The organism is Mesorhizobium sp. M0848, assembly GCF_040319805.1.
Lineage (GTDB): Bacteria > Pseudomonadota > Alphaproteobacteria > Rhizobiales > Rhizobiaceae > Mesorhizobium.
In genome coordinates this window covers 160,469-177,652 of record NZ_JAMYOM010000007.1, presented here as the reverse complement: position 1 = coordinate 177,652, position 17,184 = coordinate 160,469, and the positions used below count along the sequence as shown (strand labels likewise).

17 protein-coding genes are annotated in these 17,184 nt (G+C 63.7%); 13 read left to right on the top strand and 4 right to left on the bottom strand.

Going from position 1 to position 17,184, the window contains the following annotated elements; genetic code table 11:
- Positions 1-27: 27 nt before the first annotated feature.
- Positions 28-435, top strand: a complete 408-nt coding sequence (locus NKH95_RS10370) for a F0F1 ATP synthase subunit epsilon (protein WP_013529039.1) — start codon at positions 28-30, stop codon at positions 433-435.
- A 118-nt stretch (positions 436-553) separates the two neighbouring features.
- Here the strand turns inward: NKH95_RS10370 and NKH95_RS10365 are convergent, their stop codons facing one another.
- The gene (locus NKH95_RS10365; protein WP_352891474.1) at positions 554-2,089 is read right to left on the bottom strand and encodes a mannitol dehydrogenase family protein; all 1,536 of its coding nucleotides are present in this window, start codon (positions 2,087-2,089) and stop codon (positions 554-556) included.
- 143 nt (positions 2,090-2,232) lie between these two features.
- On the opposite strand from NKH95_RS10365, the gene uxaC reads away from it, so the two are divergent.
- The 8 genes from uxaC to NKH95_RS10325 all read left to right on the top strand — a co-directional run bounded on the left by uxaC (position 2,233) and on the right by NKH95_RS10325 (position 9,336).
- Positions 2,233-3,645 carry a glucuronate isomerase gene (uxaC, locus tag NKH95_RS10360; protein ID WP_352891472.1) on the top strand — a complete coding sequence of 471 codons (1,413 nt, stop codon included), beginning with the start codon at positions 2,233-2,235 and terminating at the stop codon, positions 3,643-3,645.
- A 36-nt stretch (positions 3,646-3,681) separates the two neighbouring features.
- On the top strand, positions 3,682-4,659 hold the full coding sequence (locus NKH95_RS10355) for a TRAP transporter substrate-binding protein (protein WP_128304059.1): 978 nt from the start codon (positions 3,682-3,684) through the stop codon (positions 4,657-4,659).
- A 101-nt stretch (positions 4,660-4,760) separates the two neighbouring features.
- Positions 4,761-5,291: a TRAP transporter small permease gene (locus NKH95_RS10350; protein WP_031213442.1), complete on the top strand. Its 531-nt coding sequence runs from the start codon at positions 4,761-4,763 to the stop codon at positions 5,289-5,291.
- 4 nt (positions 5,292-5,295) lie between these two features.
- Positions 5,296-6,576, top strand: a complete 1,281-nt coding sequence (locus NKH95_RS10345) for a TRAP transporter large permease (protein ID WP_352611358.1) — start codon at positions 5,296-5,298, stop codon at positions 6,574-6,576.
- Between the two features lie 7 nt (positions 6,577-6,583).
- On the top strand, positions 6,584-7,360 hold the full coding sequence (locus NKH95_RS10340) for a FadR/GntR family transcriptional regulator (RefSeq protein ID WP_128304058.1): 777 nt from the start codon (positions 6,584-6,586) through the stop codon (positions 7,358-7,360).
- Between the two features lie 23 nt (positions 7,361-7,383).
- Entirely contained in the window at positions 7,384-8,235 is an 852-nt protein-coding gene (gene kduI, locus NKH95_RS10335) for a 5-dehydro-4-deoxy-D-glucuronate isomerase (RefSeq protein ID WP_023811766.1), read from the top strand.
- Positions 8,232-8,990 carry a 2-dehydro-3-deoxy-D-gluconate 5-dehydrogenase KduD gene (kduD, locus tag NKH95_RS10330; protein ID WP_023811767.1) on the top strand — a complete coding sequence of 253 codons (759 nt, stop codon included), beginning with the start codon at positions 8,232-8,234 and terminating at the stop codon, positions 8,988-8,990. The genes kduI and kduD overlap by 4 nt, the downstream gene beginning before the upstream one ends.
- Positions 8,991-9,000: 10 nt before the next feature.
- Positions 9,001-9,336, top strand: coding sequence for a cupin domain-containing protein (locus NKH95_RS10325; RefSeq protein ID WP_023811768.1), 336 nt, complete (start codon positions 9,001-9,003; stop codon positions 9,334-9,336).
- A 157-nt stretch (positions 9,337-9,493) separates the two neighbouring features.
- Here NKH95_RS10325 and NKH95_RS10320 read toward each other — a convergent pair whose 3' ends face one another.
- A complete protein-coding gene (locus NKH95_RS10320) occupies positions 9,494-10,873 on the bottom strand; it encodes a coniferyl aldehyde dehydrogenase (RefSeq protein WP_352891468.1) in 1,380 nt (459 codons plus the stop codon).
- A 421-nt stretch (positions 10,874-11,294) separates the two neighbouring features.
- On the opposite strand from NKH95_RS10320, the gene NKH95_RS10315 reads away from it, so the two are divergent.
- Positions 11,295-12,056, top strand: coding sequence for a sulfotransferase family protein (locus tag NKH95_RS10315; RefSeq protein WP_128304054.1), 762 nt, complete (start codon positions 11,295-11,297; stop codon positions 12,054-12,056).
- Positions 12,056-13,897, top strand: coding sequence for a DNA helicase RecQ (gene recQ, locus NKH95_RS10310; RefSeq protein WP_352891466.1), 1,842 nt, complete (start codon positions 12,056-12,058; stop codon positions 13,895-13,897). The genes NKH95_RS10315 and recQ overlap by 1 nt, the downstream gene beginning before the upstream one ends.
- Before the next feature lie 260 nt (positions 13,898-14,157).
- Here recQ and NKH95_RS10305 read toward each other — a convergent pair whose 3' ends face one another.
- Positions 14,158-15,054 carry a LysR family transcriptional regulator gene (locus tag NKH95_RS10305; protein WP_352677026.1) on the bottom strand — a complete coding sequence of 299 codons (897 nt, stop codon included), beginning with the start codon at positions 15,052-15,054 and terminating at the stop codon, positions 14,158-14,160.
- 277 nt (positions 15,055-15,331) lie between these two features.
- Between NKH95_RS10305 and NKH95_RS10300 the strand changes: the two genes are divergently transcribed.
- Both NKH95_RS10300 and NKH95_RS10295 read left to right on the top strand, forming a co-directional pair.
- Entirely contained in the window at positions 15,332-16,066 is a 735-nt protein-coding gene (locus NKH95_RS10300; RefSeq protein WP_352611363.1) for an SDR family NAD(P)-dependent oxidoreductase, read from the top strand.
- A gap of 72 nt (positions 16,067-16,138) precedes the next feature.
- Positions 16,139-16,738: an NADPH-dependent F420 reductase gene (locus NKH95_RS10295; protein ID WP_352441002.1), complete on the top strand. Its 600-nt coding sequence runs from the start codon at positions 16,139-16,141 to the stop codon at positions 16,736-16,738.
- Between the two features lie 96 nt (positions 16,739-16,834).
- On the opposite strand, the gene NKH95_RS10290 is transcribed toward NKH95_RS10295, so the two are convergent.
- On the bottom strand, positions 16,835-17,128 hold the full coding sequence (locus NKH95_RS10290; protein ID WP_352891459.1) for a hypothetical protein: 294 nt from the start codon (positions 17,126-17,128) through the stop codon (positions 16,835-16,837).
- Positions 17,129-17,184: the final 56 nt, after the last annotated feature.

Below are 17,184 nucleotides of genomic sequence, written 5' to 3'. Positions count from 1 at the left end.
TCCTATTCCCTACTCACTAAATTGATCATGGCTGAAGCTTTCAAGTTCGAACTGGTCTCGCCGGAGCGTCTGCTCGTTTCCGAGCAGGTCGAATCCGTCGTCATTCCCGGCGCCGAAGGCGAGATGACCGTCATGGCGCATCACGCTCCGGTCATGACCACGATCAAGCCGGGCGTCGTCACGGTGAAGACCGCGGCGGGCGGCGAAGAGCGCTATGTGGTGTTCGGCGGCTTCGCCGACATCGTTCCGGCCGGCTGCACGCTGCTGGCGGAATCGGCTGTCGCGGTGAAGGATGTCGACCGCGCCGATCTCGCGCGCCGCATCCAGGAAGCCAAGGAAGACGCCACTGATGCCAAGGACGACGAGGCTCGCAGCAAGGCGGAACAGTTCCTTAGCCAGCTCACCACGCTGGAAGGCGCCATCCTGCCGGCGTAAGGCCTGAGGGCAGACTCTGGAATTCATGCCATTGGTAGCGCGCAGGACGGGCGTTCTGTCGCGATCCTTCGCGCCTAGGGGCGCTGTCCCGCCGACATCATAACCGCGAGGCCGTAGCTCAGGCCTGCTCGCTCTGTATGCCGAGCGCGGCGAAGGCCAGAACCGGACCATCGCGCCGCAGGTGGACGAGATGGACAGCCACGAGTTCGATCAACGTCTGCCGCTCGGCATGGTCCCTGGCGAAGCCGGCCAGGTCGAACACCGCGGTCACGGTTTCGTTGGCCGGCAGCTGCTCGCTCAAAAGTGCCGTCAGCGCCGCGTCGAGCGGATCGGTGAAATGTCCCGCCGGCAAGGTTTTTCCTCGCGCGGCGCAAGCGGCGATCCAGGCAGCCACCACCAGGGTTAGATGGACCAATTCAGTACCGGCTTCGAGGCATTCGATGGCGGAGGCGACGATGCGCTGCGGCAGTTTCTGGCTGCCGTCATTGGCGATCTGCGCCGTGCGATGGGCAAGTGCAGTGTTGGAAAAACGCTCCGCGAGCTCCGCAGTATAGGCGCTCGTGTCCAATCCGGCATCCTCGGGCAGGGTCGGGATGGCTTCGGCCCACAATGCATCAACGAATTGCCGGATCGCCGGGTCGGCGAAGGCGCGGTCGACGGTGGCATGACCGCTGAGCAGGCCAAGATAGGCGATGGCCGAATGCGAGCCGTTGAGCAGCCTGAGCTTCATGTCCTCGAACGGGCCGACATCGCGAACCATGGTGACGCCGAATTGTTCCCACGCGGGCCGGCCAGTCGGGAACTTATCTTCGACCACCCACTGACAAAACGGCTCGGTCATCACGGGCCAGGCATCCTCGACGCCGAGTTCTTCAGCGATCCGCGCCCGATCGGCGTCAGTGGTTGCGGGCACGATGCGATCGACCATGCTGGAGGGAAACGCGACTTGTTGTGCGATGTGGTCGGCAATTCCGACATCGCTCGATTGCGCGAGCCCGGCATCTCGCAACTGGGCGAATTCGACCAACAGCCGGTGCAGCGTGGCGCCGTTGGCCGGCAAATTGTCGCAACACAGGACAGTGAAGGGCGGCGTGCCGGCGGCGCGTCGCCGGGCAAGCGCCTCGGTCAGAAAACCATGCGCTGTCTTCGGCATCCGGGGATTGGCCAGATCATGGGCGATATCGGGATGTGCGGCGTCCAATCCGCCGCCTGCCGCCCTCAGATAGGCCTTTTCAGTGATCGTCAGCGTGACGATGCGGGTGCGCGGATCGGTCAGCGCGACCAGCACCGCCCTGGGATCCTCCGGCGCCACCAGCATCACACCGATCGAACCGATGACCTGAAGCCTTTCGGTTCCACTGCTTCTGATCGCCAGCGCGTAGAGCCCGTCCTGCGGCGTGAGAGCGTCGCGCGTGTCGGTGCTGCGCAGCGAAACGCCTGTTATGCCCCAATCCGCGTCGCCTGCCGCCAGGCAATCGTCGACATAGGCTGCCTGATGGGCGCGGTGGAAGGCGCCGACACCAAGGTGCACGATGCCCGGGATGACGCGGCTGCGATCATACGCAGGTGTCGCGATCGAAGCCGGCAGTGCGCGCACCGTCTTCGTGGAAAGGCGTTCGGTCGTCGTGGTGCGACTGGTCTGGTCGGATGACATGAGTGGCCTCGGCAGGGATCGGCAAAGCGGCGTAACATTCGATTTCCTGCCACACAATGGGTCGAAAAGTCATCATACAACAATCGGATTTTTGTATGTTGACATTATTTCTTGCCGCCCCTACCGATAGTGGCCTTGGGAGGATGACCGTGACACTGACCCATGCGGATCTGCTGTTTCCCGCCGAGGCGCATTCGCGCGCGATTGCCCGTGATCTCTATGCCGGGATCAAGGACCTGCCCCTTGTCAGCCCGCATGGCCACACCGATCCGCGCTGGTATGCGCTGAACGAGCCATTCCCGGATCCGGCGCAACTGCTCATCGTCCCGGATCACTACATCTTCCGCATGCTGTTCAGCCAGGGCGTCCGCCTCGAGGATCTCGGCGTCGCGACGCTGGACGGCGCGCCTGTCGAAACCGACGGCCGGACGATCTGGCGGCGCTTTGCCGAGCACTATTATCTGTTTCGGGGCACACCGACCCGGCTGTGGTTCGACCACGTACTTGCCGATCTGTTCGGCATCGACGAACCGCTGACCGCCGCGACGGCCGACCGCCACTACGACACGATTGCAACGCTGCTGCAGTGGGAGAATTTTCGCCCGCGCGCGCTGTTCGAGCGTTTCAACATCGAGGTCATCGCGACCACGGAAGGCGCGCTCGACGATCTCAAATGGCACCAGATGATCCGCGACAGCGGCTGGCAGGGCCGTGTGGTCACCGCCTACCGGCCGGATGCCGTCGTCGATCCTGATTTCGAGGGGTTTTCACCCAATCTCGGTCGGCTCGGCGAGATCACCGGCTGCGACACCGGCAGCTGGGCCGGATATCTCGACGCGCATCGCCAGCGGCGCGCCTTCTTCAAAAGCTTCGGCGCGACTTCGTCAGATCATGGCCATCCGACGGCCGAGACCGCCAATCTTTCGGATGCGGCGGCGCAAGAGCTGTTCAATCGGGTTCGCCGTGGTTCCGACGATGAGCGCGAGCGAAAACTGTTCCGCGCCCAGATGCTGACCGAGATGGCCAAGATGAGCCTCGACGATGGGCTGGTCCTGCAGATCCATCCCGGCTCCTGGCGCAACCATTCGCCCGCAATCTTCCAAAAATTCGGCCGCGACAAGGGCTTCGATATCCCGACCCGGACCGACTATGTGACGGCGCTGAAGCCGCTGCTCGACTGCGTCGGGCTGGAGCGCGACCTCACCGTCATTCTCTTTACGCTCGACGAAACCAGCTATGCGCGCGAGCTGGCTCCGCTGGCCGGCGTCTACCCGGCGCTGAAGCTCGGGCCGGCCTGGTGGTTCCACGACAGCCCGGAAGGCATGCAGCGGTTCCGCGAGATGACCACCGAGACGGCCGGCTTCTACAACACCGTCGGCTTCAATGACGATACCCGCGCCTTTCCATCGATCCCGGCACGTCACGATGTGGCGCGGCGGGTCGACTGCGCGTTCCTGGCGCGTCTCGTCGCCGAGCACAGGCTGCGCGAGGACGAGGCGCATGAGCTGGCGCGGGAACTGACCTATACGCTGGCGAAAAAGGCGTATCGGCTCTGAAGGGGCAACTCGCCCGCAATGCAAAGGGAGGAAACCATGTTGCATTTTTCAAGACTGACGGGAGCTGCGCTGCTCGCCGCCGCACTGATGGCCGGAATGGCAAGCGCCCAGACGGTTCTGCGCTCGTCCGACACCCACCCGGACGGCTATCCGACGGTCGAGGCAGTCAAATATTTCGGCGAGCTTGTAAAGGAGCGTACGGCCGGCCGCTATGCGGTCGAGCTCTATCATTCCGCGCAGCTAGGCGAAGAAAAGGACACGATCGAGCAGGTTCGCACCGGCGTGATCGACCTCAACCGCATCTCGATGGCGCCGTTCAACGGGCTCATTCCCGAAACCACTGTGCCCTCGCTGCCCTATATCTTCCGCTCGGAAGACCATATGCACAAGGTCATGGACGGGGCGGTCGGCGATCAGATCGCGGCGGCGTTCGAACAGGTCGGGCTGGTGCTGCTCGCCTTCTATGACAGTGGCGCGCGCTCCTTCTACAATTCGAAGAAACCGATCAACTCATTAGCCGATCTGTCCGGCATGAAGTTCCGCGTCATCCAGTCCGACATCTTCGTCGACATGGTGGCGGCACTCGGCGCCAACGCGACTCCGATGCCGTATGGCGAGGTGTATTCGGCGATCGAGACCGGGGTCATTGACGGCGCGGAAAACAATTTTCCGAGCTACGACACCGCCAAGCATGCGGAAGTCGCCAAGTTCTATTCGCTCGACGAGCACACTATGGTGCCGGAAGCCTTCGTCATGGCGAAGTCGAGCTGGGACAAGCTGACGCCGGAGGATCAGGCGATCTTCAAGGCGGCCGCCAAGGAGAGCGTCGCCAGGCAGCGCGAGCTGTGGACCGCCAAGGTCAAGGAATCGCGCGCCAAAGTCGAAGCGGCCGGTTCGCAGATCACGACGCCGGACAAGCAGCCCTTCATCGACGCCATGGGTCCGGTCTACGAGAAGCACGTCAAGGACGACAAGCTGAAGGCCATGGTCGAAGCCATCAAGGCCGTGCAGTGATCAAGCGGCGGCGCGGGCATTCCGCGCCGCCATCCCCCTTGCGGAGAGAACCGGTGACCTCCAGCCCAGCACACAGACCGCCCCTGTCCGGCGTCGCCCGCATGATGTCGCGCGTCAGCACAGCGGCGCTATGGGTCGCAGGCATCGGGCTGGTGCTGATGACCGCCTTCGTCGCCTGGCAGGTGTTCGGTCGTTATGTCCTGAACCGCTCGCCAAGCTGGACCGAGCAGGGCTCGGTGATGCTGATGAGCTGGTTCATTTTCCTCGGCGCTGCCGTCGGGGTGCGCGAGAACTATCACCTCGGCTTCGACGTCCTGCTCTACGTGCTGCCCAAAGGCGGCAAGCGTTGGCTGCGGATGATCTCGGACCTCGTCGCGCTCGCCTTCGGCATCGGTATGATCTGGTATGGCAGCCAACTGGTCGCATTGACCTGGGGCGCTACCTTGCCGTCGCTCGGCATATCGGGGGGCTGGGACTACGTCCCGCTGGTCGCGGGAGGCGTGCTCGTCGCGCTCTTCACGCTGGAGCGCATCGTGCTTCGTCTCTCCGGTGCGCCGATCGACGATGTGCTCGATGAACTGCCGCCGGCGGAAGTCGCAACCGAACTCGACACGGCGAACGTGAAGGTCTGACGGCATGGAACTCTGGATCCTCTTCGGCGTCTTCACCCTTCTGATGCTTATCGGCACGCCGATCGCTTTCTGCCTCGGCGTCGCAAGCTTTGCCACCGTCCTCTACATGGGCCTGCCGCCGCTCATCGTGTTCCAGCGCCTGAATTCCGGCATGAGCGTCTTTTCGCTGCTGGCCATTCCCTTCTTCATCTATGCCGGCGACTTGATGGTGCGCGGCGGCATCGCCAGCAAGATCGTTGCCTTCGCCGGCTCGCTCGTTGGCCATTTGCGCGGCGGCCTCGGGCAGGTCAACATTGCGACCGCTACACTGTTCGGCGGCATTTCGGGCTCCGCCGTGGCCGAGGCAGCGGCGGTCGGCGGCTTGATGATCCCGCAGATGAAGGCGCGTGGATATGGAGCGGATTACGCCGTCAACGTCACGTCGATGGCGGCGCTGATCGCGCTGCTCCTGCCGCCGTCGCACAACATGATCATCTACTCGATCTCGGCAGGTGGAAAGATCTCCATCGCCGACCTGTTCACGGCCGGCATCATTCCGGGCCTGCTGTTGGCCCTGTCGCTGATGATCACCGCCTATTTCGTGGCGCGCTCCCGCGGCTATCCGACCGAGCCGTTTCCGGGCTTCACCGCCGTCGCGCATCTCTTCGCTGTCGCGGTGCCCGGCCTGCTGCTGATCGCGATCATCTTCGGTGGCGTACGATCGGGCGTTTTCACGGCGACCGAGAGTTCCTGCGTCGCGGTCATCTATGCGTTGCTCGTTACTGTCTTCGTTTACCGGCAGATGACTTGGGAAGGTTTCGTTCATGCCACCCATGGTGCCGTGCGCACCACGGCCATGGTGCTGCTCATCATCGGCATGGCGGCGGCGTTCTCGTGGTTGATGGCCTTCCTGAAAGTGCCGGCAGCGCTCATAGCCTCCATGAACGCGATCTCGGACGATCCGCTGATCGTGCTTCTCCTGCTCAACGTCTTGATGCTGTTCCTCGGCACCTTCATGGACATGGGCCCGACGATTATCATCTGCACGCCGATCTTCCTGCCCGTGGCGCAAGCCTACGGCGTCGACCCGGTGCATTTTGGCGTTATCATGATCCTCAACTTCGGCATCGGGCTGAATACGCCGCCGGTGGGCGCTGTGCAGTTCGTGGCGTGCGCAGTGGGCAAGATATCCGTCTGGGAAGCGATGCGCTCGATCTGGCCGTTCTATGGGGCCGGGCTCGTGGTACTGGGGCTCGTCACTTACATTCCGGCCATTTCGCTCTGGCTACCGAGCGTCTTCAAATAGGGGCGACATGGCATCGGACACCGCAACCGACCTCAGGGTCGAGAGAAAACCCAAACTGTCGGAGACCGTGGTCGCGACGATCCGCAAGCAGTTGCAGGCGGGTGAGATCCTGCCCGGCCATAAATTACCGACCGAAGGCCAACTGACCGAAACCTTCGGCGTCAGCCGCACCGTCATCCGCGAGGCGCTGGCCAAGCTTGCCGCCGACGGGCTGGTCGAACCGCGCCAGGGCGCCGGCGTCTTCGTCACAGAGCACATCTCGACAATGTTCGGCGCGCTGGCCGCCGACATGGGCAGCAAGGATTCGATCGCACTCAACGTGCTCGAAGTGCGGCTGGCGATCGAGATCGAATCGGCCGGGCTCGCCGCCATCCGTCGCAACGCCGCGCAGGAGGCGGCGATCCAGGAAGCCTTCTTCGAATTCGAGCGGCTGCTGCTTGCCAGCGAGCCGACCGGTCCGGCCGACCTCGCCTTCCATCGCGCCATCGCCAGCGCAACCAGCAACCCCTTCTATGTCGAGATGCTCGACGTGCTCGGCCGGCGCGCCATCCCGTGCGACGTGACTTCGCCCTGGTCGACCGAACTGGCGCAATCCGACAGCTATCAGCGCGGGCTCCAGCGCGAGCATCTGGTGATCCTCAACGCCATTACCTCTGGCGATGCCGAGGCCGCGCGCGAGGCGATGCGCGCGCACCTCACAGCCAGCCAGCAGCGTTACCGCGAGCGGCTGCATGCACGTCAGGCTTTTTATTCCAGTTCGGTCAAGGCCGCCGCCGGCAAATGACCCGTTTCAAGTCAGGACCGACAATGAACCAGAGCCATACCGACTACACCTCGCGATTTGCCATTGACCCGGCTGCCGCCGCGGCAATGGGCACCGATGAGCTGCGTCACAACTTCCACATTGACGGCCTGTTCCAGCCTGGCCGCATCAGCCTGACCTACACTCATTACGACCGCATGATCGTCGGCGGCGCCGTGCCGACTGGCGCACCGCTTCAACTGGAAGCGATCAAGCCGACCGGCACCAAGAACTTCCTCGACCGTCGCGAGCTGATCGCCGTCAACATCGGCGGCACGGGCGTCATCACGGCCGGCGGCCAGTCCTTCGAATTGCAGGCGCGCGACATGCTCTATCTCGGCATGGGCACCACCGACGTGTCCTTCGCCTCGGTGGACAAGACCGCGCCGGCTAAATTCTATCTGCTCAGCGCGCCTGCGCATCAGGCCTGGCCCAGCCGGCTGATCCGCATCGGCGACGCCAAGCGCCTCGATCTCGGCAGCAAGGACACCTGCAACGAGCGTTCGATCTTCCAGTTCATCCATGCCGAGGGCGTGAAGACCTGCCAGCTGGTGGTCGGCATGACTCAGTTGGCTCCAGGATCGGTGTGGAACACCATGCCATGCCATGTGCATGACCGGCGCATGGAGGCCTATCTCTATTTCGACCTGGCCGAGACGGCGCGCGTCTTCCATTTCATGGGCGAGCCTGACGAGACGCGCCATATCGTCATGAGCAATGAGGAGGCGGTGCTGTCGCCGGGATGGTCGATCCACTCCGGTGCCGGCACTTCCAATTATGCTTTCATCTGGGCGATGGCCGGCGACAATGTCGACTATACCGATGTCGACCCGGTGGCGTTGGGGGATCTGCGGTGAGCGACCCCTTCAGCCTTACCGGAAAACGTATCCTGGTCACCGGCGCCAACACTGGCATCGGCCAAGGCATCGCCGTGTGCGTCGCACGCGCCGGGGGCGCGGTGGTCGGCGTCGGCCGCTCGTCGATGGACGATACGGCAGACAAGATTGCGGCGGTGGGCGGGCAATTCGAAGCGGTGAGCGCCGACCTTGCCGACACTTCGGCCGCCGGCCTGTTGCTCGACCGGATCTGGGACGAAAGCGGTCCGCTCGACGGGCTGGTCAACAATGCCGGCATCATCCGCCGCGCCGATGCCGTCGATCTCAGAGAGGCCGATTGGGACGACGTCATGGACGTCAACCTGAAGACGGTTTTCTTGCTCTGCCAAAGCTTTGCAAGGCGTGCCTTGGCCGCTGAGCGGAAAGGCAAGATCGTCAACATCGCCTCGGTGCTGGGCTTTCAGGGCGGCATCCGTGTCGCGTCTTACACGGCCTCGAAGCATGGCGTGCTCGGCATCACCCGGCTGCTCGCCTGCGAATGGGCGCAAAAAGGCATCAACGTCAACGCCATCGCGCCGGGCTATATCGAGACCAACAACACGCAGGCGCTGCGCGCCGATCCCGACCGCAGCGCCGCCATCCTGGCGCGGATCCCGGCCGGTCGCTGGGGGGAAGCGGGCGACATTGGCGATGCCGCCGTGTTCCTGCTGGCGCCGGCGTCGAACTACATGCATGGAGCGGTGGTGCCTGTGGATGGCGGCTGGCTTGCGCGATGAGGAGACGACGATGACCACAAAGATTTTCGCGCATGCCGGCGAGGGCGCCTGGACGCCGACCCCGGACGGCAACAGGCGACGCGTTCTCCTGCATACCGACGAGTTGATGCTGGTCGAATTCGGCTTCGACAAGGGTGGCGTCGGCGCCCTGCATTCGCACCCACACGTCCAGGCTAGCTATGTCGCCGAGGGCCGCTTCGAGGTGACCATCGACGGTAGGACCGAAACCATCGAGACCGGCGGCAGCTTCATTGTGCCGTCCGGTCTGGTGCACGGCGTCAAGGCGCTGGAAGCAGGGCGGCTGGTCGACAGCTTCACGCCGCACCGGGCCGATTTCCTCGGCTAGCCAGGGAAGACCCGCACCTCAAAAGAGGCGCGGGTTGTTGCCTGGGCGCTTGTGGCGCCGCGGTACTCAAGACATGACCGCAGGATGCGAACCTGCCGCATGATGGTGAACATAGGCTTAACGCGCCGGGTGTTCGTGATGGCGGTGACTGCGTCGGTCAGGTGATATGCCGGAGCAGGCTGAAGAGCCGCTCGAACGTCTTGCCGTAGGGCGGGCGCAACAAGGCTCCCGCGCTCAGCCGGGACTGCAGGAAAACCGGCTTCTCCTTGCTGAAGGTGCGAAAGCCCCATTCGCCGTGATAGGCGCCCACGCCGCTGGCGCCGACGCCGCCGAAAGGCTGGTTCTCCTGCACCAGATGCAGCATGCAGTCGTTGATGGTGACGCCGCCGGCGACGGTCTCATGCAGGATGCGTTGACGGTTGCCGCTGTCGCGCCCGAACCAGTAGAGCGCCAGCGGCCGGTCCGCCCCATTCACATGCGCGATTGCCTCGTCGATCCCGGTATATTCTACGATGGGCAGCACCGGCCCAAAAATCTCTTCGCGCATCAGCCGCAGGTGCGCGCCGGCATTGCGGACCAGGGTCGGCAGCAATTTCCGGCTGGTACCGCCAAGCTCCTCACTGGCCGGGTTGATTTCGGTGACATCGGCGCCGGCGTCACGCGCTTCAGTGATCATGTCGCGCAGGCGCTGGTGGTGCCGATCGCTGATGATGGCGGTATAATCGGGGTTGTCGCGCAGGGTCGGGTAGAGCTTCGCGATCGCCGTTGCGAGCTTCGCGGCGACCGCGTCTGCTCGCCCCTTCGGGACCAGAAGATAATCCGGCGCGATGCAGGTCTGCCCGGCATTCAACAGCTTGCCGTAGGCAATGCTGGATACCGCCGCGTCGAGGTCGCATGACGGATCGAAGATTGCCGGCGACTTGCCGCCGAGTTCGAGCGTGACCGGGGTCAGGTTGGCTGCCGCGGCTATCGCGACCTGGCGTCCGACCGCGGTCGAGCCGGTGAACAGCAAATGATCGAAAGGCATCGACACGAAGGCCTTTCCCATCTCCGCGTCGCCGCTGATGACGCTGAGCTCATCGGGTGCGAAATGCTCGGCAACGAGTTTGGCCAGCAGCGTTGAAAATGTCGGCGTCAGTTCGGAAGGTTTTATGAGTACGCGGTTGCCGGCGGCAAGGGCCGCGGTGACCGGCGCGACAGCGAGCTGGAAAGGATAATTCCAGGGCGACACGATGCCGACGACACCCAGTGGCTGCGGAAGGAGGCGATTTCTGCCCGGCAGGAACGGCATAGTGGTGGCGACGCGGCGTTCGCGCATCCAGCCCCTGAGGTGCGACAGCGCGTGGCGGATACCGGCGCGCACGACGAACAGTTCCGCAAGACGCGTCTCATGCGCGGAACGGCCGCCAAAGTCGGTGTCGATGGCGGTGCAGATGTCGGCTTCATGCCGCTCGGTCAACGCCAACAGGCGTTTCAGGCGATCCTTGCGGATGCCAAAGTTGGGGAAAGGCTGCGCCTCGAAGGCAGCACGCTGCAACCGAACCGCTCGCCGAGAGCATCCTGAATGGCCTGCAGCATCGCGCCCTCCCTGACTTGTCGGGCCGAGCTTACATCGTGGTGCGTGGCGGAATCCAGCGGGGGTGCAGGTCTCGCAAGGGAAGGTGCTGCGGCGAGCCTTGGATCAATCGGTCAGCTTCCGCGTTCGCGCCGCAGGCTTTCCTTGTGCCGGCTTGTTCTGGTTGTGGTCCGGTGTCAGCTGCGCTAAGGCAAGGTGCCCATGCGGAGAGTCGTTTTGACCGGTTTCCACATCCTCTCCAATCCACGAAATTGCAGCCCGGTGTCTGCCTGATGCAGGCATCGGCGATGAGCATCTTGGCCGTGGCCCGCAGGCGGCGCGTTTCGTCCCGGGTGGCCCTGATGCAAGATCGGGTTGCCGCATTGCGCCAGCGGAATTGCGGATGAAGGGCGCGCGCAGGCTTGAGGCTGCGTTTGGAGCGGCCGCGCGAAGGGTTATGCGGGAGTTTCTGCGATTCGTGCCGCTGTCTCTGAAACAGCGCATGCAAAGACGCACATACGCACGCGCAACGCCCGCCAACAGAATTTTCATTTCGGGCTGCGCGCGCAGCGGGACGACGCTGACACAGCGGCTGATGAGGTGTTTCGGGGATATTTTCGTCCATCCGCCCGAAGCGCGATACACAATGCTGGACATGCTGGATCGGCCGGAATCGAACCTCGTCGTCAAGCGCGATGCGCGCGGTTTTGCGCATCTGGCGAAGCTACCTCCCTCCATCGGCTTGATCTATTGTGTGCGCCATCCATTCGACACGCTGACAAGTTCGCATCCGCAAACACGCCACGAGCGTCGGTTCCACGTCACGCCGCATCGCTGGCTGGCCGAATACGACGCGCTGACCCGGCTGAAGAAGGCACAACCGCACCGGCAGATACTCTTTGTCCGCTACGAAGACATGATCGGCGCGCCCGATGCGCAGCAGGACAGAATCGCGCAGTCGTTCGGACTGACACCGCGCATTCGTTTCAGCGAGGATCCGGACAATCCGATCCGGGTGGCTTCGTTGAGAAAATGGGAACGGAATGAAGAATTCAGGACCTATCTCGACGGTCTGCCCCCGGCATTTCTCGTCGGCGTCCGGCGTTTCTGCGCCGAGTTCGGCTATGACATGCCAATAAGCACGCCGACCGTGGACGCGCGGTGATGCAGGCACCGGCGGCCGTCGCGACAGAAGAGCGAGATCCCAAGCGGCGCGTGCTGAAAGACGTGTTCGGCTTCGATGATTTTCGCCCCGGCCAGGCCGATGTCATGGACGCGCTGCTGGCTGGGCGTCATGTGCTGGCCGTCATGCCGACAGGTGCGGGCAAATCGCTCTGCTACCAAGTGCCGGCACTGGTCCTGGGTGGGCTCACCATTGTCGTTTCGCCGCTGGTGGCGCTGATGCAGGATCAGGTCGCCGCCTTGCGGCTTGCCGGCGTGGCGGCCGACACGATCAATTCCTCGATCGACCGCGATGCCAATATCGCCGCATGGCGTCGCGTCGCCTCGGGCCAGACGCGCCTGCTCTATCTCGCGCCGGAGCGGCTGATGACCGAGCGCATGCTCGAGGCGCTGGCCAGGCTCGATATCAGCCTGATCGCCGTCGACGAGGCGCATTGCATCTCGCAATGGGGGCCGGCGTTCCGGCGCGAATACGAGGACCTGTCGCGTCTGCGCGGCATCTTTCCCAACGTGCCGATCATCGCGCTGACGGCAACGGCGGACGAAGGCACGCGCACCGACATCGAATCCCGGCTGTTTGCCGAGCGCGTCGAGACCCTGGTGCTGGGCTTCGACCGGCCGAACATCAAGCTTGCCATCGAGGCCAAGCAGGACAGCAAGCGGCAGCTGCTGCGCTTCGTCGAGCGTCATCCCGGCCGCAGCGGCATCGTCTATTGCCTGTCGCGCAAGAAGACGGAGGAGATGGCGGCCTTCCTCGAGAAGAACGGCGTCACCGCGCTCGCCTATCATGCCGGCATGAGCAAGGAGGCGCGTGACGCCAACCAGAACAGCTTCATGACCCTGTCCGGCGTCGTCATGGTGGCGACCATCGCTTTCGGCATGGGCATTGACAAGCCTGATGTCGCCTATGTCTTCCACACCGACATGCCGGGCAGCCTGGAGGCCTACTACCAGGAGATCGGCCGCGCCGGCCGCGATGGGCGGGACGCCGAGGCGCATATGCTGTTCGGCCTTGGCGATATCCGCATGCGCCGGATGTTCATCGACGACGAGGATGCTCCGCCCGAGCACAAGAGGCGCTCGCATGGCCGGCTCGACACGCTGATCGGCTATTGCGAGACGGCGCAGTGCCGCCGCCAGGTGCTGCTCGGCTATTTCGGCGAAGAAGCGCAGCCTTGCGGCAATTGCGACACCTGCCTCGACCAGGCGCCGCGCGCCGATGGCGGAGCGGAGGCGCGGATCATCCTGGCGGCGATCGCGCAGAGTGGCGAACGCTTCGGTGCCGGCCATGTCATCGACATCCTGCTCGGCCATGAAACCGAGAAGGTGCTGGCCAGGAACCACCAGAGGCTTGCCGCCTTCGGCAGCGGGCTGGCGCACAAGAAGGATTTTTGGCTGTCGCTGATCCGGCAGCTCGTCGCGGGCGGGTTCCTGATGCCGGATCCGGCCGGCCATGGCGGCCTCGCCATCGCCGAAAAAGGCCATGCGCTTGGCCGTGGCGAGGTGCCGTTCCATTATCGCGTCGAGGTGCGCAGCCGCGCCTTGCGCGGCAAGACGCGCTCCGGGCAGGATTTCGGGCAATCGGATGTGGACACCGGGCTGCTGGCCGCGCTGAAGACCTTGCGACTGCGGCTCGCCAAGGAGCGCCAGGTGCCGGCCTATGTGGTGTTTTCCGATCGCACCCTGATCGACATGGCAGAGCGCCGCCCAAACGACCTCGACGCCTTCGCTGAAGTGAATGGGGTTGGGGCGGCAAAGCTAAAGGAGTTCGGCCAGGTTTTTCTGAGTGCGATTGCCGAGCACCAATCCGATGGTTCGGCCTGAGGTCAGATCAGCGACTGGTCACGCGCCCTGAAGCATAGGGATCTTCGGAGAAGGCATCCGTTCCGAAACCTCCTGTTCCGTCGCCGCCCATTCCTCCACCGCCCATGCCCCCGCCGAGACCGATCAGTTCAATGTTCTCTGGCCGGCCAGTCGACAGATCAGGCCCAGACTGAGGCGTTCATCGACTTCATGGCTGAGCATCTGCAACCGCAATAGGTGCCGCTGTCCGCTTATCCACCGCAGCGTCGACCCGCCGGGCGTCAGTCGCGCGATATGGACAGTCCCGTGAAAAGCGGAGCGTAGGCGGCGAGCCTGCGGGATACGAACTCCGTGAAGAGCCGCACGCGCTTCGTCTTGCGTGTCTCCCCCTGTGTGAGAAGCCAGAGCGTTCCGTACATGTGCAGGTCGGTGCCCGGCACCCTCACCAGCAGGGGGTCGGCATCTCCGACGAAGCACGGCAGTGTCGTGATCCCGAGACCTTGCCGTACGGCAACGATCTGCGCCTCGGCGTCCGTGGTCCTGAATGGAACGCCAGTGGTGCGAACCTCACCCGCGCCGGCCCACTCTGGAATTCCATGAACGCTTATGACGATCCACCGGATGGGATCAGGCGCGCCCGCACGCCACGCGGCCAGGCGATCGCGGGACATGTAGACGCCGCCGAACACCTCCGGTCCCTTCAGGCCGTGAAGATTGAGCGGCAGGGTTTTGCGGTCGTAGACGACGCGGATCGCGACGTCGGCCTCTCGGTTGGTCAGATTTGCCAGCTCGCCGGACGACAGGATTTCCATCTCGATGTCCGGGTGCAGACGCGCGAAATCGGCGAAGTCCGGCATGAGCAGGTGTGTCGCGAGGGGCGGTGCCAGCGTCACCCGCAGAAGCCCGCGCACACCCTGGTCGCGCCCGAAGACGCGCGTCTCCAGCTGGTGCGACGACGCTTCCATCTGGTTCGCGAGATCGAGGACCTCCTCGCCCGCAGCCGTCAGGCGGTAGCCCGAAGGCAGCTTTTCGAACATGTGCGCTCCGAGGCGTTCCTCGAGCTGGGCGACGCGTCGCAGCACGGTCGAGTGATTCACCCCGAGCTGCGCGCCGGCAGCCCGCACCGAGCCTCCGCGCGCGACGGCAAGAAAGTAGCGAATGTCATCCCAGTCGATCATGGTGCAATCCGGCACCGCGCGGTGCGCCTTCCCAAGCCCGTATCTAACGCATGCTACAGCAGTACGGGCGGGACATCATAGCTTATGTCGACAGGGGCGGCGCAATTCCGAATGGCGGACACGGATCGTCACGGCTGGCGTCAGTTCCTGAAAGCGGATCGATTTTGCACCACCGATGTGCGCGCTTCCGCACTCACCGCGTGACTCTGACGGGCCCATCTAGAGGTTCTCGGGGCGTACCCGAACGACCAAAGACAGAGCCTGGAAGGATTGAGTTATGGGAAAACTAGACGGTAAGGTTGCGGTTATTACGGGTGGCGCCACCGGCATCGGCCTCGCCGCTGCAAAGCGCTTCATCGAGGAGGGCGCTTTCGTCTTCATTTTCGGCCGTCGGCAGGATGTGCTCGACGCTGCTGTGGCCAACCTCGGGGCCAATGCCCGCGCGGTGAAAGGCTCGGTTTCCGACGAGGCCGACCTCGACCGGCTCTACGCGGCGGTGAAGGCCGAGCGCGGAACCCTCGACATCGTCTTCGCCAATGCCGGGGCGGGAGGCCTGCTTCCGCTCGGCGAGATCACCGCCGAGCACATTGACGAAACCTTCGACACCAATGTGAAGGGTACGATATTCACGGTCCAGAAGGCGCTGCCGCTGATGGGCGAGGGCGGTTCGATCATCCTGACCGGATCGAGCGCCGGCACCACGGGCGCCCCCGCATTCAGCGTCTACAGCGCGAGTAAGGCGGCCGTGCGCAATCTTGCGCGGAGCTGGGCGGAGGACCTGAAGGGCACCGGCATCCGGGTAAACGTGCTGTCGCCCGGGCCGACAGCGACCGAACTCGCGAAGGCAGCGATAGGGGAGGAGGGCTTGAAGGCCTTCGCCTCGATGAACCCGCTCCAGCGCATGGCCGATCCGGCGGAGATTGGAGCGGCGGCTGCGTTTCTCGCGTCGCCCGACAGCAGCTTCATGACCGCCAGCGAGGTCGCCGTCGACGGGGGCCTGGCGCAAATCTGACGCTACGCCCCGCCGTTCATTCCATTCGATATTCCGGGCCCGCAGGGCGTGGTAAACTGAAGGAGAATATACATGAGCTATGCAATTATTGGCTTCGGCAAGATCGGCCACGCTCTTGCCAAGGCGTTTGCCCGCAACGGCATCGAAGTGTCCGTGGCAACCACGCGCGACCCGGAAAGCTTTGCAGCCGATGCGGCCGCGATCGGACCCACGATTATCCCGAAAACGCTGGCGGAAGCGATCAAGGCGGACATCGTCTTTCTGGCGGTTCGTTTCGAGTCGCACCCAGATGTCGCGAAGGCGCTGTCAAGCTGGGAAGGCAAGACGATCATCGACGCGACGAACGTGTTTCCAGCCCCTGAAGAGCTGGACGGTCTGCCGTCCTCCGCCTTCGTCGCAAAGGCGTTCACCGGTGCCAAGCTCGTCAAAGGGTTCAATCACCTGATTGCAGCCACTTTGGCTGCCGATCCGATCGTCGAGGGCGGGCACCGGGTCGTCTTTCTGTCGAGCGACGACGAGGACGCGATCGCTCCCGTGGCGGCCTTAGCCAAACAACTCGGGTTCGCACCGGTCAAGCTGGGGAAGCTCAACGAGGGTGGCGCACTGGTGCACGCACGCGGCCGCACTTGGGGCCAGCTGATCTTCCAGGACCTGTTCAAGAAGGAGCAGTAACGGATTTATCGTGCACCGACAGAGTGGCCGGTGTTCGACGCCGGCCACATCGTCAGCAACGAGCCGAGCGCGCAAAGTGACGTGCTTGAAAGCGGCTTACATCTGCCTGGGATCCTTCGGCCGACATGTGCCGGCCACCCATGAATCGTAATTGCAATAGCTGACGTCCCAGCCGGCATCGCGTCTTTTGGAAGTTACCTCACGACCGCCCGGGCGGATGGGTCCGAAGCCACCCCAACTGCCATCCGAGCCTTTGCAATTTCCCATGACGCGATAATTGCAGTTGTTTACGACGAAGTTGCCGTCCATCGACACGCATGCCGATGCGACAGTGGAAAGACTGAAGAAGGCCGTGCCGGCGACTGTGACGGCGAGAGAGGCTTTGCGCATAGTGGTCTCCTAACTGGCTGGGCGAACCAACCATTACGAGATCTTGGGCCGGCCAC

Excerpts from the sequence above, each read along its gene's own strand:
- uxaC (WP_352891472.1), top strand. The coding sequence starts at position 2,233 with ATGACCGTGACACTGACCCATGCGGATCTGCTGTTTCCCGCCGAGGCG.
- NKH95_RS10350 (WP_031213442.1), top strand. The coding sequence starts at position 4,761 with ATGATGTCGCGCGTCAGCACAGCGGCGCTATGGGTCGCAGGCATCGGG.
- NKH95_RS10355 (WP_128304059.1), top strand. The coding sequence starts at position 3,682 with ATGTTGCATTTTTCAAGACTGACGGGAGCTGCGCTGCTCGCCGCCGCA.
- kduI (WP_023811766.1), top strand. The coding sequence starts at position 7,384 with ATGAACCAGAGCCATACCGACTACACCTCGCGATTTGCCATTGACCCG.
- recQ (WP_352891466.1), top strand. The coding sequence starts at position 12,056 with ATGCAGGCACCGGCGGCCGTCGCGACAGAAGAGCGAGATCCCAAGCGG.
- NKH95_RS10325 (WP_023811768.1), top strand. The coding sequence starts at position 9,001 with ATGACCACAAAGATTTTCGCGCATGCCGGCGAGGGCGCCTGGACGCCG.
- NKH95_RS10315 (WP_128304054.1), top strand. The coding sequence starts at position 11,295 with ATGAAGGGCGCGCGCAGGCTTGAGGCTGCGTTTGGAGCGGCCGCGCGA.
- NKH95_RS10305 (WP_352677026.1), bottom strand. The coding sequence starts at position 15,054 with ATGATCGACTGGGATGACATTCGCTACTTTCTTGCCGTCGCGCGCGGA.
- NKH95_RS10295 (WP_352441002.1), top strand. The coding sequence starts at position 16,139 with ATGAGCTATGCAATTATTGGCTTCGGCAAGATCGGCCACGCTCTTGCC.
- NKH95_RS10370 (WP_013529039.1), top strand. The coding sequence starts at position 28 with ATGGCTGAAGCTTTCAAGTTCGAACTGGTCTCGCCGGAGCGTCTGCTC.
- NKH95_RS10340 (WP_128304058.1), top strand. The coding sequence starts at position 6,584 with ATGGCATCGGACACCGCAACCGACCTCAGGGTCGAGAGAAAACCCAAA.
- NKH95_RS10365 (WP_352891474.1), bottom strand. The coding sequence starts at position 2,089 with ATGTCATCCGACCAGACCAGTCGCACCACGACGACCGAACGCCTTTCC.
- NKH95_RS10300 (WP_352611363.1), top strand. The coding sequence starts at position 15,332 with ATGGGAAAACTAGACGGTAAGGTTGCGGTTATTACGGGTGGCGCCACC.
- NKH95_RS10345 (WP_352611358.1), top strand. The coding sequence starts at position 5,296 with ATGGAACTCTGGATCCTCTTCGGCGTCTTCACCCTTCTGATGCTTATC.
- NKH95_RS10290 (WP_352891459.1), bottom strand. The coding sequence starts at position 17,128 with ATGCGCAAAGCCTCTCTCGCCGTCACAGTCGCCGGCACGGCCTTCTTC.